General features: G+C 35.6%; 13 protein-coding genes and 1 pseudogene. All 14 read right to left on the minus strand.

The annotated features are described in order from the left end of the window. Positions 1-190: 190 nt before the first annotated feature. Positions 191-1,147, minus strand: a complete 957-nt coding sequence (locus P20652_RS01640; RefSeq protein WP_008172307.1) for a hypothetical protein — start codon at positions 1,145-1,147, stop codon at positions 191-193. Between the two features lie 85 nt (positions 1,148-1,232). Then, complete coding sequence (gene cysC, locus P20652_RS01635) at positions 1,233-1,838, minus strand: adenylyl-sulfate kinase (RefSeq protein ID WP_008172309.1); 606 nt, start codon at positions 1,836-1,838, stop codon at positions 1,233-1,235. A gap of 337 nt (positions 1,839-2,175) precedes the next feature. Next, positions 2,176-3,903 (minus strand): SLC13 family permease, encoded by a 1,728-nt coding sequence (locus tag P20652_RS01630; RefSeq protein WP_008172313.1) that lies wholly within the window; start codon positions 3,901-3,903, stop codon positions 2,176-2,178. Positions 3,904-3,978: 75 nt separating this feature from the next. Beyond that, positions 3,979-5,387: pseudogene (gene cysN, locus P20652_RS01625) on the minus strand (sulfate adenylyltransferase subunit CysN). Between the two features lie 105 nt (positions 5,388-5,492). After that, positions 5,493-6,401 (minus strand): sulfate adenylyltransferase subunit CysD, encoded by a 909-nt coding sequence (gene cysD, locus P20652_RS01620; protein WP_008172316.1) that lies wholly within the window; start codon positions 6,399-6,401, stop codon positions 5,493-5,495. A gap of 211 nt (positions 6,402-6,612) precedes the next feature. Beyond that, the gene (locus P20652_RS01615; protein ID WP_008172317.1) at positions 6,613-7,488 is read right to left on the minus strand and encodes a glycosyltransferase family 2 protein; all 876 of its coding nucleotides are present in this window, start codon (positions 7,486-7,488) and stop codon (positions 6,613-6,615) included. Between the two features lie 3 nt (positions 7,489-7,491). Continuing rightward, the gene (locus tag P20652_RS01610) at positions 7,492-8,313 is read right to left on the minus strand and encodes a glycosyltransferase (protein WP_237707158.1); all 822 of its coding nucleotides are present in this window, start codon (positions 8,311-8,313) and stop codon (positions 7,492-7,494) included. Positions 8,314-8,521: 208 nt separating this feature from the next. Continuing rightward, positions 8,522-10,237 (minus strand): glycosyltransferase, encoded by a 1,716-nt coding sequence (locus tag P20652_RS01605; RefSeq protein ID WP_008172319.1) that lies wholly within the window; start codon positions 10,235-10,237, stop codon positions 8,522-8,524. Between the two features lie 63 nt (positions 10,238-10,300). Continuing rightward, positions 10,301-11,221, minus strand: coding sequence for a hypothetical protein (locus P20652_RS01600; RefSeq protein WP_008172320.1), 921 nt, complete (start codon positions 11,219-11,221; stop codon positions 10,301-10,303). A 131-nt stretch (positions 11,222-11,352) separates the two neighbouring features. Continuing rightward, the gene (locus P20652_RS01595; protein ID WP_008172321.1) at positions 11,353-11,649 is read right to left on the minus strand and encodes a hypothetical protein; all 297 of its coding nucleotides are present in this window, start codon (positions 11,647-11,649) and stop codon (positions 11,353-11,355) included. Positions 11,650-11,794: 145 nt separating this feature from the next. Then, positions 11,795-13,039: a glycosyltransferase family 2 protein gene (locus P20652_RS01590; RefSeq protein WP_008172322.1), complete on the minus strand. Its 1,245-nt coding sequence runs from the start codon at positions 13,037-13,039 to the stop codon at positions 11,795-11,797. 6 nt (positions 13,040-13,045) lie between these two features. Then, positions 13,046-14,023, minus strand: coding sequence for a hypothetical protein (locus P20652_RS01585; protein ID WP_008172323.1), 978 nt, complete (start codon positions 14,021-14,023; stop codon positions 13,046-13,048). A gap of 46 nt (positions 14,024-14,069) precedes the next feature. Then, entirely contained in the window at positions 14,070-15,245 is a 1,176-nt protein-coding gene (locus tag P20652_RS01580) for a DUF563 domain-containing protein (protein ID WP_008172324.1), read from the minus strand. A 4-nt stretch (positions 15,246-15,249) separates the two neighbouring features. Further along, positions 15,250-16,098: a hypothetical protein gene (locus P20652_RS01575; RefSeq protein ID WP_008172326.1), complete on the minus strand. Its 849-nt coding sequence runs from the start codon at positions 16,096-16,098 to the stop codon at positions 15,250-15,252. Positions 16,099-16,106 lie beyond the last annotated feature (8 nt).

The following is a 16,106-nucleotide window of genomic DNA, read 5'->3' on the forward strand; positions in this document are numbered from 1 at the left end:
CCCTAATCACTTTATAAGCGAGGTATAAAACCTCACCTACAAAATATTTTACCACCGAGAGCACCGAGGCGCTGCGCGCTACACTGAGAAAGAATAATCACTTCTCTGTGCCCTCTGTGGTGATAACTGTCACTTATTCACTTTGTGAGTGTTCATTTAATAAATAAGATTTAGAACTCATCTAAACACATTACTTATAATAATCGACTAGCTCAGTTATAAAGTTTGAAAGTTGCGACTCTGGCAGCTCATTAATACCAGCAGCAGCGGCTCGCCCACCACCTGTTGCAAACTTACTACATATATCAACAGCTCCCTGCTTATTGCTCAGCGGAGCACGTACACTAACAGTGTAACTTCCTTTATTATTGCTTGTAACAACACCATGCGCTTTAGTTGGAGCTTGGTTAGCTAAATCATTACCCAATACACCACTAACACGACGAGCCCAAGGCTTATCATCCAGTAGAATAACTTTTGCAGTGTCACAATCATGTAGCACTTTAGCCCCTGCAGCTTTTTCCATATCAGCTTTATAAGCACGCTCTAAAGTATAATAAGCTGAATTTTCATCGTTTATAGCATCTAGCGGCGATTTATAGTGTAAAAGCTGCTCATAAAGATCTTCTGGAGTAAAATGAAGATCATCAATCTCACTGCCATAACCGTTATAATTAATATAAGTACCAAACGCTTTTAGCTGTGATTTTTGTAATGCTGATAACTGTAGTTTATCAGCCTCCGCATCGGCCTTTGCAAATAAATTATCACCGTACGCAGCCGTTATTGCCCATAAATGAAATTGCTTATCAAGTAAGTCACTCACTATTAAGCTCGTACACATATTTGCATCAAGATCTATATGGGCAAATAAATTAGAATGATTAGGAATATCACCTGCTTTGTGATGATCTACATACATCACTTTAGCACCTGCGGTTAATGCATCGTGTAAAGCTGACATATTTTTTTCCATTGAAATATCAAGCACACGTATACAATCACCCGGTTGTGGTGTGATTTTCTTTAATAACTGAATATCACGCTTCACCCCTGTTATTTTAATTGTATCAGTAGGGTTAGCGAGCTGTAACTGTAGTAATGCGATGATGCCATCTGCATCACCATTAAAAACATCGTATTTCATAATAATCTCAAAATCAGAAGTCAAAGCACTTCGCTTTACTCAGCAGTTAATAGTTTATTTATCGGGTACCTAAAAAACTGAATACCTATAATTTAATGACTTCTTTTTCTTTTAAGTACTTTATAATTTGATCAACACATTGATCAATACTGTATTGTGCCGTTTTTATGTGTATTTCTGGTGATACTGGTACATCAAAAGCTGAGCTAATACCTGTAAAATTTGGTATTTCACCCGCTCTCGCTTTTTTGTATAAACCTTTAGGGTCGCGGCTTTCGCACACCTCTATTGGAGTATCTATAAATACCTCCAAAAATTCGCCTTCAGCCATAATGCTTCGAGCTTGAGCGCGATCAGCGGCAAAGGGCGAAATAAATGCAGTAGAGACGATTAATCCAGCATCAACAAAAAGCTTAGCAACCTCGCTAATACGACGAATATTCTCTATGCGGTCCTCATCACTAAATGTAAGCCCTTTATTCAATCCCATGCGAACATTGTCACCATCAAGTAAATAAGTATGACAGCCTAATTCAAACAATTTAGATTCCACAGCATTTGCTATCGTCGACTTACCCGAACCACTCAATCCCGTATACCAAAGTAAAACAGGCTTATGCCCTTTATGGTTTTGTTTTTGTTCTCGTGACACTGTTTGCGTGTGCCATACTATGTTTTCATCTTGGGTCATTACTATACCTTTGCCTTAAACTTTTTAATTGCGCCGTTTAATACCAATTCGCTTAATTAAGTGATCAATTTTAAGGGTGGAAAAACGTGTTGATAGTTAGGCAAAAAACTCGCTATTTAGTTGTCCTAAATGAGAATTTTTTAACGCAGGTAGCGACACGTTTAGCCCCGTAAAATGATTAAGTATTATTGCGGATTGGTATAAATACACAATTAAAACCAATTAACTATTGAGCTATCCTGTGCATAAAATTAGTTTTACGTACAGGATAGCCTCTATATTTTTTTAACCATTTTTATAGGCTATACCTATAATGCTGCAATTGCGGGTCTAAAAACTAAAAAGGGAAAAAAACAGGCACAAATACCAATACAACAATTGCATATACAATGCTAATTGGTAAGCCCATTTTAACAAAATCATTTAACCGATAATTACCCGCGTTAAACACCATCAGATTAGTTTGATAACCATAAGGACTTATAAAGCTTCCACTTGCGGCAAAAGCAACAGTCATTACAAATGGTAATACATCTACACCAAATCCAAGTGCAATAGTATAACCTATAGGAAACATTAAGGCTGCAGCAGCATTATTAGTAACAAACTCGGTCATTAACCACGTAGCAATATAAACAAAAATTAAAGCTATATATACATAACCCGGATCGTTAAATTGCCCTATAAAATACCCTAGTGTATCTACCACGCCCGAGTTAACTAACGCATTAGAGAGTAAAATAGCCGACGAAACAACCAACCAAATATCAACTGGAAAACGCCTAACTATTTCATTTGTTGTTAAACTGCGTGAAAATAATAATCCGCCTAGTAATAACACTAAGCCCTCAAGTAAATCTATTACTCCAATAGCAGACAATGCGATAATCGCAATAAATCCACCAATAGATAACCAAGCACGCCAGCCATTTATTCTTGATTCAGGCTCAACGCCAGAAAGTACTAAAAAGTTTTTATTAATATTAGTTCTTGTCTTATAGTCTTTACCCACCGCTAAAACTAAAAAGTCACCTGAACGAATAACAACATCCCCAAGCTTACCAGAGACCTGCTCACCATCACGCCTAATAGCAACGACAGCAGCATCAAATAAAGCCCTAAAACCCGTTGTTTTTAGTGTTTTGCCAATAATAATACTTTCTTGCCTTACAACCACTTCTGTAAGGTTGCTATTTAAAGTACCATTTTTTTCAGCAAAAATTTCTAAACCTGTAAATTGTCCTAACTGAAGTAATTTAGTAATTTCCCCGCAAAATATTAGCCTATCAGAGCAATGAATAACCTCAGAAGGTGACACTGGACTAATTAAGTGTCCTTTTCGAACTATTTCGACCAAAAATAAAGACTCTAAATGCCGCAATCCATTAGCCTCAACAGAGCGTCCTATAAGCTCAGAATTTTCAGTCACCTTTGCATCAATAAAATACCCTTCAGATGTCGCATTTTTTTGCTTAATACTGGGCAGCATATTGGTACAAAAAAACATAACAACACCACAGCTAACAACTAAAATAGCGCCTACAGCTGTAAACGAAAAAAACGATAAAGAACGCCCAGAAGCCTCAATATACATTGAGTTAATTATCAAGTTAGTTGAGGTTCCAATAAGCGTTAATGTGCCACCTAAAATAGAAGCATACGAAAGTGGTAAAAGTAGCTTGCTCGAAAAATGATGGGGATTATTACGAATAGGTGAGAGTAATGTAGCAACAACAGCAGTATTGTTCAAAATCGACGAAAAAAGCGTAGTAACACCAAATAACCTAAACCAAGTAGAATGGTAGCTACTTACAATTATTTTAGATGCCACAATCCTTAACAAACGTGTTTTTTCAAGTGCTAAAGAGCACAATACAAGTAAAATTAAAGTCACTAAACCCGGGTTTGCGATACTTGTTAAAAACTGTTTTTTAGTCACCAAATCACAAGCAATTAAAGCAACTAATGTTGCGCCAAAAATTGCAACAGGCCTACCTTGAACAACAATTAAGCCAATAACAGTGAGCGCAAAAATAAAAAGCGTTAGATAAGCATCTAATGGCATAAATATAGTAGCCATCCATAGTTAGTAAAACAAAAATGCGGGCTTAAAAAGCCCGCAATGTTTAGCATCTGCAATCTAGCGGATTACTTTTGCATCCCAATGAGGGAAATGCTTACGAACCAAGGCATTAAACTCAACTTCAAATGCAGGATGAGCGCTTTGCGATTTATTTGTTTTAGCATCTAAAGGCTTACGTATCATCCCCGCACCAACAGTTACATTAGTTAAGCGATCGATAATAATAAACGCCCCTGTATGCTTATTAATATCATATGCATCAAATTGTACAGGTGCTGTTAAAGCAAAATTACAGTTACCAATCTCATTTAAGTTTAACTGCGACGCCTCTTTTTGTTCCAGCGTATTCACGTCAACTTTATAGTTAACAGTTTCTACATGGCCAAAAACAGACTTACTGCCCACTTTTATCTCATATTCACGGTCAACTTGTAATGCTTCTTCAGTCATCCAAACTACATCAGCTTCTAAATTAGCAGATGAATGAGGCTTTTGATGAGGGCGCACTAACATATCACCACGGCTTACATCAATTTCATCTTCAAGCGTTAGCGTAATAGCCATGCCAGCTGAAGCTTTTTCAAGATTGCCGTCAAACGTAACGATTGATTTAACTTTACTTTCTTTACCAGAAGGTAATGACGCAACAGTGTCTCCCACCCTAATATCGCCAGCAGCTATAGTGCCACTAAAACCACGAAAATCTAAGTTAGGACGATTAACATACTGAACTTGCAGTCTAAATTCATCATTTTTAGCATGTGTAACTGAAACCGTATTTAAAAGTTTCATTAACGTAGAGCCTGGGTACCATGCCATTGCTTCGCTTTCGTTAACAACGTTATCACCACGAAGTGCCGAAATTGGTACAAAACGAATATCATCAAACGATAGTTTTTTAGCAAACTCTCGGTAATCTTTTTTAATGTTTTGGTAAACAGATTGCTCGTAATCTACTGCATCCATTTTATTAATGGCAATAACTACATTTTTAATGCCCAATAAAGAGCAAATGTAACTATGACGACGTGTTTGAACTTGCACACCATGGCGAGCATCAATCAAAATAATCGCTAAATCACATGTAGAAGCACCTGTTGCCATATTACGTGTGTACTGCTCGTGGCCTGGGGTATCAGCAATAATAAACTTGCGGTGATCTGTTGCAAAATAACGGTACGCTACGTCAATTGTAATCCCTTGCTCACGCTCAGACTGAAGACCATCAACTAAAAGCGCTAAATCAAAATCATTATCTGTTGTATTAAAACGTTTTGAATCTTTTTCGTATAGCAGCCATCTGATCTTCAAAAATACATTTTGCTATCGTAAAGTAAACGACCAATTAAAGTCGATTTACCATCATCTACACTACCGCACGTTAAAATACGTAGCATATCTTTGTTTTCGTGGACCTTTAAATAGGCTTCAATATCAGTTGCAAGTAAGTTAGTTTCTTGTGACATAATTTTCTCTGAAATTTGGTTCGTAATAGGTTAATAACAAGCTGTTATAAATATATTTTTAAAATATTCAATCATAACTTAGCCATCAAAGCTTCTAACGTTCGGTTAAAAGTAACCTTCCATTTTTTTCTTTTCCATAGAACCAGCAGAATCGTTATCGATCACTCGGCCTTGGCGCTCAGACGTAGTACATAGCAGCATTTCTTGGATGATTTCAGGTAATGTTTGAGCCACAGACTCAACTGCACCTGTTAATGGATAACAACCTAATGTTCTAAAGCGAACCATTTTTTGCTGAACTTCTTCGCCTTCTTCAAGCTCCATACGCTCATCATCAACCATAATTAATGTGCCGTCGCGCTCAACAACAGGACGTTCCTTAGCAAAGTATAACGATGGTATTTCAATACCTTCAAGGTATATGTATTGCCAAATATCTAGCTCAGTCCAGTTACTAAGTGGGAATACACGAATGCTCTCACCTTTATCAACTTTGCCGTTATAAACATTCCAAAGCTCTGGACGTTGATTTTTAGGATCCCAACGATGATTTTTATCACGGAATGAATAAACACGCTCTTTAGCACGAGATTTCTCTTCATCACGACGAGCACCACCAAATGCAGCATCAAAGCCATTCATATCAAGTGCTTGCTTTAAACCTTGAGTTTTCATAATGTCAGTGTGCTTAGCACTACCGTGAACAAATGGGCTAATACCCATCGCTAAACCTTCAGGGTTTTTATGAACAATTAAATCGAAACCATGCTTTTCAGCCATGTAGTCTCTAAACTGAATCATTTCTTTAAATTTCCAGTTTGTATCTACATGCATTAACGGAAAAGGTATTTTACCTGGGTAAAAAGCCTTACGTGCAAGATGAAGTAATACCGAAGAGTCTTTACCTACAGAGTAAAGCATTACTGGGTTATCAAATTCTGCGGCTACTTCACGCATTATATGAATTGATTCGGCTTCGAGCGCCTTAAGGTGGGTTAACTTTTCTTCGTTCATAACGTTTTTTTATATCCTAAATTATCAAAATCCATTCTAAGTCAGTTATTATAACAAATTGAAACAAACTGATTTAGCAAATTAAAATTATTAAATTTACAATTAATTTAAACTCATATTTATTGCCAGTAATTTAACATATTAGACATTCTCATGCCTCTAGAGTAACCAATTAATATAGCTACTTATATTAACTTTTAGTTATGTCTAATTACTTTTCATACCAATGGTTTTTATAAGCACCAGTGCGCCCTAACAACCCATCAAAAATGCCTTTAAGCATAAATCCAATGCGCTTGCGTCTATTTTTTTGCAAAGCAGAATTTAAAAAAAAGCGTATTGGCATAAAAAACAAACATCTTGCTTTCCAATAGTTAGGAACGTAGCCCCTACGACTCAATAACAAAATATTTCTAAACTGATAATACAGCCTAATTGGCGCGCCAACTTTATAAGTTATTCCCACAAATTTACTACGAGAATCCCCTAAACGATGAATCATCTCTATATTTTTAGCCTTGGCAATATCAAACCCCATACTTCGAGCACGCCAGCACCATTCATGGTCAACGCCATCAATAAATAAAGATTCATCTTTTAAGCCAATTTCATCAAGAGCGCTTAAATCAATCATCATACCAGAAGCAATAATTTGAGTAACGCCTACCAGTTCATCATATTCAAACACTTCTTTTTGAACCATAGGGTTCACTTTTTTGTCAGAAAAACTACAACGAATCCTAGGACCAATGGCAACCACATTTTGCTTTATTTTATTTGATGCATTAAGCAAGCTACTTAGATTAAACACCATATCGCTCGGAATTAGACTATCTTGATCAAGTAAAATAGCGTACTCACAACCCGCTTTTAGCAAATATATTAAGCCTGCATTATGCGCCGACGCAATCCCTGAATTAGAAGAAAGATGGATGTAATGGTAATGAGCTATAATTTTACTAAAATCGTGAGGTGTCGGGCTATTATCAACAATAACCACTTCTTCTGTTTGACCATATAAACGAGTTAATAAACGCTCAACGAGAGGAAGATCAGGCTTATATACAACTAAAACCGCACCAATCATAATTTAATTATGCTTCTTTAAATTAAGTAAAAAACGGTCAACCTTGTATGCCAATTTAATGACCCAAGATGGCATCATCCTCAATGCTAAAACAAATAAAGCATAACAATAATTTTGTAGCGACCTTTGGTTAAGTAAATCCATAGCAAGAAGCCTAGCTTTAAACTCATTTGCCGACTTGCCTCTGCCACGTCTTTTATAAAAACCATTAATGCGTCTAAAATGCAGCAATGGCTCTTTCACATTAGCAAATTTACAGCCATCACTAGCCAAAGCAATCCATAAAAAATAATCTTGTGTATTAAGCATCGTTGCTAAATAACGATGTCCGCGCGCAAACACGCTATATCTAATAACAACAGTAGGATGGTTTATAGGGCAACGCCGAGAAAAGGCGACTAACAACTTAGAATGGCTCAATGGAAGCCTACGAATACCCGCTTTATTGCCTTGCTCGTCAACTTCCCACAAGGCCGAGCCCAATACGTCAACGTCGTTATGCTTTTCTAATAAGTTAATTTGCTTTTCGAAACGGTGTAAAACACATATGTCATCAGCATCCATTCTAAAAAAATACTTTGGCTTTAAAGGTAAAGTAATATCAATTATGTAATTCATACATGCACTTAATCCCTTATTTTTTACTCCATGTATAAGAGCTAAGTTTGAGTGTTTTTTTTCAGTCTCTTTTAAATAAATTGAAATATCATCTGACACAGTGCCGTCAAGCACGATCATAAAAAGATCCGGCGGCATAGTTTGGTTTAAAACACTTTCAACTGCTTGTTTAACCCACTCCAAGCGATCATTGATATAGACAGACATGCCACAAACCACATTCACGTCGCTTGCAACGGGGTTGGTCGAATGTAATATAAACTGGCTATTAGTTGTCAAAATGGGAACTGCACTCTCTCTATAAAAATAAAACACAAATAAACAGTCATTTACAAGCTAAAGTCAATTCTAGCTTACTTTAATTAAGCATACAAAAAACATAACGAATAATAACCCTACTTTTACTTTTTATTAACTACCTAAAAGGCTTAATCGCAAAATTTTCACGTCTACGAGTTAAATTAGGATTATATGCAGGGTCGTTAGCAATAAAATCACACCACGTAGTTTGCAAGTAATTAAGCTCAGCATTAAAGCGCCGCACTTTTTCAGGCGTATCTTCGTGCCCGCGCGATACAGACTCATGATGGTACAAAACAGCCTCTGCACAATATAGGTTACGCTTGCCTAGTTGCAGTACTTTTAAACAAAAATCAACATCATTAAAAGCAATTGCTAGCTTTTCTTCGTTCAAACCACCCACAGCCCAAAAGTCATCAGTCTTAACAAGCAAACATGCAGCGGTCACCGCACTGTAATTTTGGCTCGCCACCAAGCGGTTCATATAACCATAATGATCGCTTGGGAAATACTTATGCCCGTGCCCGGCGCCACCACCATAGCCCAATACCACACCCGCATGCTGAATACGATTATCTGAATACAATAACTTTGCACCAACACAACCAATATCATCGCGCATAACATGGCTAACCATGTTTAATAACCAGTCAGGCTCAATCACTTCAATATCGTTATTAACGAGTGCAAGTACTTCGCCTTTAGCATGCTTTGCCGCAAAATTATTTATAGCTGAATAGTTAAATTCGGCCGCGTAATTAAACACGGTTATTTTTGAATGCGTGCTTAACTGTTTAAAATAATTAATGCACCCTGGGTCATCAGAGCCATTATCAATAAGTAAAATTTCGTAGTTAGAATAAGTGGTTTTATCTAAAATTGACTCTATACAACTTTTTACTAATGCCAACCCATTTCGAGTAGGAATAATAATAGATACCAAGGGGTCGTAACGTAAATGCCAGCGCAAATAAAGTGCAGGTAATGGTGAAGGAATAACATCTGCAACGTCTTTATACGCCACCGTTAGCTGATCTTTAGCTTGGCTAAAATGAGCATCTCCTTCGGGGCGAAATAACAGCACCTGTGGTATGTGCACAACCTCATGCTTAACGCCACTGAGATAATACTCGCACAGCCAAATACTCACTGTATTTAAATTAAGAAAATGCGCTTTAGCTGTTAGATCAGCCAAACTTTTAACATATAAGCCCGAGCTTATATAGCCATTAGTTAACTGTAAATCGGGGTTCCAATCAGGTTTGAAATCTGGAAACTGCCTTTTATTATCATCAGTAATTGTATCGGTATCAACGTAGGCTAACTGAGTATCATCTTGTAACGTAGTTGCTAATACATAGCCCAAATGGCGATGTAAAACATCACCTTCATACACTATAAAACACGCTTTAGCCGCTAATAAAGGCTTTACATGCTCATCATTAAAATGAGTAATAACATTAAAATCACGTCTCGCATGCTCTCTTAAAAAAGTAATCACTCTTTCTTTGCAGCGTGCATCGCACCATATTATAAGCTCATCAAAAGCAGTGTATTGTTCGTTAACACTTTTTAAAGTGGCCAGTAACTTAGCGGAAGTAAAATCAACAACGAAAATTAGCAGCACACAGTTAAAAGCCTTAACATCGGGCTGCCCCGCCATTAACCTAGCTAACTGTAAACCATGCTCATTTTGATAGTCTTGATAAGAGCGCTCAAGCTCTTCAATTGTTTGTAACTGATAAAGCAAACCACTTTTATGTAAGTTACTACTGTATGCAGCAACCAACTTAGGGTTTTGTTTTAACTTATTAAGCAGTAACTCTGGCATAAAACCAATTAATGCTTTAATTATTTTATAAGTATTTTTCTTATTATTTGCACTTATAACTCATTATTTGTTATGTGTTGCATTATCGATCTTACGTTCATAATAGTTAATTTTATTATTAATTAGTGGCCCGTTTGGTCTTAATTTTTGAGCTCTCTTCATAAACACATAAGCTAAACCAATATCATGGTTTTTTTCTGCTAAAAAGGCTAACTCTCTTAAAATATCAACATCACTTACATCGCTACCTAATCTTAATTTGGCTCTTAGGCGATCGATATCATCAGACGATGATAACGTAAATGGTAACTCAGCAGAATAAGCCGGCTTACCCAAAAGGCGTTTAACAAAATTTAAAATTTTAACTTTGAACATAGAACGGTCTGAAACCTCAGATAATTTATACTTTTTAATAAAAGCCTGTCCATACTTGTTTGTAAAGCAAGAGCGATAACTCGACAGGTAAAGCGCGTAGCATATAGATTTATATAAATCAGGGTTTTGTTGATTTATATAATCAGCAACCTTTATAAAATCATCTAATTCTAAACACTGATTTTTAAAATCTTTTTGCTTTGTATCCTGTACTTCCTCTAAAAGCTGCTCACAACCAAAAATACTACATTTATTGGTTAATTCTTTTAAAAAATCGGTAGCCTGAAGTTTATATAAATCAAAAGTTTGTGGATTGATAAGAGAGAAGCCAATAGAAGGCGACCCAAAAGCCTGTAATACTTTATCAGCTTTCAAAGCCACATCTGGGGAGCAAAATTGGTTTAACCACCGCTTAAACTCCAGTGCCTCAAAAGAGTATGAAGGGTTTATATTAACCATAGTACTACTTGGGGGCTGAATGTTTAAAATGCTATAAAAATCATCAACAATAGTCCCACCATAAAATGCACTTTTACTGTAAGAACGTAAAATAAACCTATCAGAACCCAACTCATCAACCAATTTTTTAAGTTTAGTTAAATAAAACATAGGTAATTTAGCGGGCTTTTTAATAGGGTCTACTTTATGATGGCGCTTAACCGATTGATTGTATAAAGACTCAAAGCTATCGAGCGGGTTACGAATATAAGCAATAAACTGAGCATCAGGAAAAAGAGTAACTACTTCACCGATTTTTTCAAAAAAAACTCAGAGCTTAATAACAATGTATGCAAACCACGCTTTTTACACTCAGCCAAAAGGGCCACTACCTTAGCACTTCTCACTACACGACCACTTGACGTGTTCTCATAAATACTATTTAAATTTCCTGAGCTAATTCCATTTATATCAGTGGTATGCTTTGGGTAATAAATGCCATTTTCAGCTAACCGTTTTGAGTCTCGTTGTAATGAAAACTGTATTGCTGACGTACCTGTTTTAGGAGGTCCTATATGTATAATTACTTTAATTGTCATCAATAAATTCCAAGTAGTAACTTAGCTGTGCTTTCAATTACCACTTAATTATGTACTAACTTGTTTTGTATAAAGCCTGCAACTCTTTAAGTATTGCTTAGCCACTTAACAAAAAATTATGCAAATATAAATTAATGCATTTAAATTAATTAATAATTTGTGCTTCATACTGAGATACTTTATGAGAAATTAGGTTACCACCAGGTCGAAACCTAGATGCTATTCTCATAAGTTCTAAGGATACGTTAAGGTCAACACCCTCAAAGGATATTGCAATATCTCTAAATTTATTTATCAAAGGCTCATCGATTATATTTAGATAATCAATACTCTTGATTCTTTTATGGAATGAGGAAAAAATCGAAGTCCCTTTAAGAACTTTATAATAAGTATCCACATCCTTTAATAACTCCTCATCAGTTATATCAAGAATTTCTAAAGCACTAATTTTTACGTCTTCACGTATTTTATTTAGCATACCAGCTAAATTACAATACTTTATAAACTCATCCAAACTATCATGATAGCTTTTTAGGTGTGATTCAGGAACATCAAGATATGATAATTTAGCCTTTTTAGTTATGCCATCTCTGTTTTTCTTAACCCTCGAAGTCGATTCAGGGTTTTGCCTTAGTAATAATGCTAAATATTCACACTCAGAACGAACCATTCGGTGAAGTATGTAAGCATTTTGATTAATGTTAAAGCTTGGTGCAGCTAATTCTCTATACTTACCTTTTTCAAAGGTATCTCCACTAGCATCTATATGAGAGGCATTATAGTTAGATTTGAGCAAAGGAACATGTAATGTAAACTTCCTCATATTTTCATAAGTACACCGGGTTATGATAGTTTTTACTTGGGGAGTAACATAATGACCCTTGTTAACAAAAGGAGCTGAAAACTCCTCTTCATCAACCTCCTGACAAGCCCAGTGAATTGACAATTTACTAGCAAAATCAAAAGAGTTAACAAACTGTTTTATATCCTTTTTAAAGCAAGTAGGATAAAAAAATTCATCAGCATCCACACTTAAACAGTGAGTAATACTTGGGTCTTTAAATGCCTCATTTGCTAAAAAACTAAAAGATAGCCGTTGCATATTTGGGTTTATCCCTGTTTTATCAGCGTCTTTATCTATCCAGTCAGTAATAAAGTATTCTACATTGTCATATTTTGAACATATTAGATCCAAAACCTCTATAGTTTTGTCTGTAGTACGATTTATAGCTAAATAAATTTTTTTAAAACCGAAATACTGATAATGGTGTACCCACTCATGAATATAGGCCGATTCATCTTTTATAACAGCAATAACAGCAACATCTTTGCATATAGTAGCGTCTTGTTGCGTATTTTTAAAAAGTGATGAGACTTTTTTTAAACTCATAATGGCTCACTTATCTAATATTACTTTAATTATAGTTTTTATAGCGTGATTAGCTAAATCCTCATTCCACTCATCAGAAGCTTTCTCGTTATAAAAGTCAAAAGACTCTGAAAATATACTTTCATTTTCACTACTTATTTTAAACCGTTGGTTAAGCGCAACATTAGAGGCTCTAAAATTAGAATAAAAATCGATAGCCGTACTGCGCGCAGGCCGCATCACGTATGAGTCACCTAGTTCATTAATTATTTTTTGAAAAATAGCATCATTGCGCTTAACGCCCGTAGAGCGCAAAATGTGAGCGACTTTTACATGTAATATACCCAAACTTACATTAGCGTCATTCACATTTATATCGTTTTGAGAAAATGGAACTTTTAAAAAATCAAGAAAATCACTCACTACACAATTATTTTTTAGCTCTAGCCTATCAAATACCTTAAAGGTAATATTTTCATCACCAAAAACATCTCCCCACATGGCAAAATGATCATAGTAATTTAAATACGAATTAGCATTTTTGTCTAAACTAGGAAATGCTTTATTATCGCCTTTAAAATAATGCCCTTCTGCTTCCCAGCTTTTAGCTCTTTGCTGATAGTGCGACAAAGCTTGTCGGTCTTGTCGCCTAATATAAATAAGGATTTTTATAGAAGAAAAGTGCGCGCCTAAAGAGACTTTAAACTGCTCTAATTGCTCTTTATCATGTATCCATGAAAAACATTCTGAGGACATTACAACACGTTTACCGGTGCACTTTTTTAAATTTATAGCCAGCTGCTCTTTTATAAAAACAGACCCATGCTTAATTTTTGAATGATCAAAATAATAAGTTTGGTTTACTTGAACTGCACTTTTACCATTTTCAATAAAAAATGGAGTCACACTATTCTTTTTTAAAAAGCGCTGATTATTGTACATCCAGCTTTGAACTGTCGATGTACCGGTTTTGTGCGCCCCAATATGTAACGTTAACTCTCGCATTGCTTGGTCTCCGGCAACGATAAATTATATTCGTAAAAATTAAATACTATAAAACAGTCGCTAAGCATTTATCTAAATTATTAATAGAGACTTTCCATTCAATGGAGTTATTTTTTTGAAATATATTATTAGTTGAAGTGTTGTAGCCATATGTTTTATGCCCACATATTAAATCTGTATTAACTTGATGGTTAATACCAGGGTTTATTTTCATAATCGGTAAACAAGTAATGCCTAAAGTTTTTGCAGGGTTGGGTATAAAAAAGGAATTTTGCAAACCAGAGCCAGGACTACCAGCAATAAAATTGGTGGTTGAAAGTGCCTTCTGCATATCAATTTGAGAAAGATCCTCGGGCACTATAATTTCAAACCCTATTGAGCGAAAGTAAGACTCAACTTCATCCTCATTCAGTAGTATTCGGCCTTGTATCGGCGCTTTTACCGCTCGTCGACTCAAGTAAACTCGCTTGTTACTAACAATGCTATTTTTATTCTCGTAACCTGCCATCATTTTATTCAAATGTAACCAAACTAAACGAGCTTCATCAGTTAGGTAGCAGTTGCCATCACTAATAGAAATACCTGACTCAGGAACAATTATATGCTCAAACGTTGTTGGCTTTTTAATAAAAACAATATTGTCGCGGTTTATACCTAACACGGCTAAATACTGCATCATATTAGAATTCAAAAAAGCATTTTTTTGCTGCTCATTAAAATTTTCAAATACGTGGTATACAAATTTAGTATTTTTATTTACTAAGCTAGGCTTTTTTAATGCAAGCCAAAAACGCGTGACTCCCTCCTGAATAAAATGCCCATAATGAGGGTTTAGCATGCCCATGTAGTAATAGTTACCTTTCATATGCTCACTAGGAAAAACGGCCTTGAAAGGATAAACAGGCAACTCAGAATGGTCTTTGTAGCCTTTTAATACTGGTTTGTAATGGTCAGCTATTAAAATTGGGTTTAAATGCTTGTCATAAGCCCAGTGTTCAAAAAAATAGCTTTTAGGAATATGATGTGTTTCTTTGTAGGGTAAAAAAAGTGGATTCTCTTCAATACAGTAAGTTGGAGAAAATTTAGTAAACTGCGAGTTATATAAACGCGTTTCAGAGATATCACTTCCGCATATAAAGTTAATATGATTTTTCAGCGCTAAGCTATAATCTAACCGTGTGCTTATACGTTTTTTTACAGGATCCCAATAATCGTTTTTCATAGGTTTAGATCCACGTATACCTTGCTGTAAGGCGCTCTTTATCGTGTTTAAAAGCATTTCGTACCACTTTAGTTTCTATGCGTTGTTTTACGTTTTTAGCATGCTGCTCTTTGTAGTCTAAAGAATTTAGGTACTTTATAAGCTCTTCTCGCTGCTGTTTATTGCTACTTACACGGTCAAAGTGTCGCAGCATAGGCGCAATTTCTAGCCGAATGGATTCATTAACCTTATTCTGTAGGCTAATGCTAGCGTCAATGTTAAGACCAATAACTTTAAAAAATAGACTTACAAAATTTTGCTTATCTTTATCGTAATCCATCAAAAATACATTTTCATCGCCTATGTGCTTAGCCCAATTATCAACTAATAATGGCATTCTTATTTGGGCTAACTCTCTTTCGTAAAACTTAAACATATCTTCGTTGTCAGGAATACCCCAATTGGCTTTAACGGCTTGTAAAAAAGCAGAAATTAAGTAATCAGTGTAATTTCTCACCGCAACTATAACTTTTACTTCAATACCTTCGCTTTTTGCCTCATTAAGCATATTTGCAATATGCTGCGGGTTATCCCTAATTAAAAATTCACTAGATACAACCGTACTACTGTCTCTGTTTTTAGCAAAACTTAAAAGCGATTTCCAATTTTGTTGGTAATTCTCAAGCGAAAAACCAGGGTGGTTAGAAGCAAAGTAGTTGCTCGCGCCACCAAATAAACCAAATGGCGAAAAACATGCTTGTAAATTGTTATCAGTAGAAAGTTTAAAGCCAATATTTTGAATTGCACTCGTTGCTGTTTTCCCTATACCAGGGTGAAAAATTATTGTTTTGGGTTGATTTAAATTTATATTCATATTGTTGT

It is taken from the genome of Pseudoalteromonas sp. BSi20652 (genome assembly GCF_000239855.1).
Lineage (GTDB): Bacteria > Pseudomonadota > Gammaproteobacteria > Enterobacterales > Alteromonadaceae > Pseudoalteromonas.

Bases quoted from the DNA above. Each gene is read 5' to 3' on its own strand.
- P20652_RS01640 (WP_008172307.1), bottom strand. From the start codon at position 1,147: ATGAAATACGATGTTTTTAATGGTGATGCAGATGGCATCATCGCATTA.
- cysC (WP_008172309.1), bottom strand. From the start codon at position 1,838: ATGACCCAAGATGAAAACATAGTATGGCACACGCAAACAGTGTCACGA.
- P20652_RS01630 (WP_008172313.1), bottom strand. From the start codon at position 3,903: ATGCCATTAGATGCTTATCTAACGCTTTTTATTTTTGCGCTCACTGTT.
- cysD (WP_008172316.1), bottom strand. From the start codon at position 6,401: ATGAACGAAGAAAAGTTAACCCACCTTAAGGCGCTCGAAGCCGAATCA.
- P20652_RS01615 (WP_008172317.1), bottom strand. From the start codon at position 7,488: ATGATTGGTGCGGTTTTAGTTGTATATAAGCCTGATCTTCCTCTCGTT.
- P20652_RS01610 (WP_237707158.1), bottom strand. From the start codon at position 8,313: ATGTCTGTCTATATCAATGATCGCTTGGAGTGGGTTAAACAAGCAGTT.
- P20652_RS01605 (WP_008172319.1), bottom strand. From the start codon at position 10,237: ATGCCAGAGTTACTGCTTAATAAGTTAAAACAAAACCCTAAGTTGGTT.
- P20652_RS01600 (WP_008172320.1), bottom strand. From the start codon at position 11,221: ATGTTTTATTTAACTAAACTTAAAAAATTGGTTGATGAGTTGGGTTCT.
- P20652_RS01595 (WP_008172321.1), bottom strand. From the start codon at position 11,649: ATGACAATTAAAGTAATTATACATATAGGACCTCCTAAAACAGGTACG.
- P20652_RS01590 (WP_008172322.1), bottom strand. From the start codon at position 13,039: ATGAGTTTAAAAAAAGTCTCATCACTTTTTAAAAATACGCAACAAGAC.
- P20652_RS01585 (WP_008172323.1), bottom strand. From the start codon at position 14,023: ATGCGAGAGTTAACGTTACATATTGGGGCGCACAAAACCGGTACATCG.
- P20652_RS01580 (WP_008172324.1), bottom strand. From the start codon at position 15,245: ATGAAAAACGATTATTGGGATCCTGTAAAAAAACGTATAAGCACACGG.
- P20652_RS01575 (WP_008172326.1), bottom strand. From the start codon at position 16,098: ATGAATATAAATTTAAATCAACCCAAAACAATAATTTTTCACCCTGGT.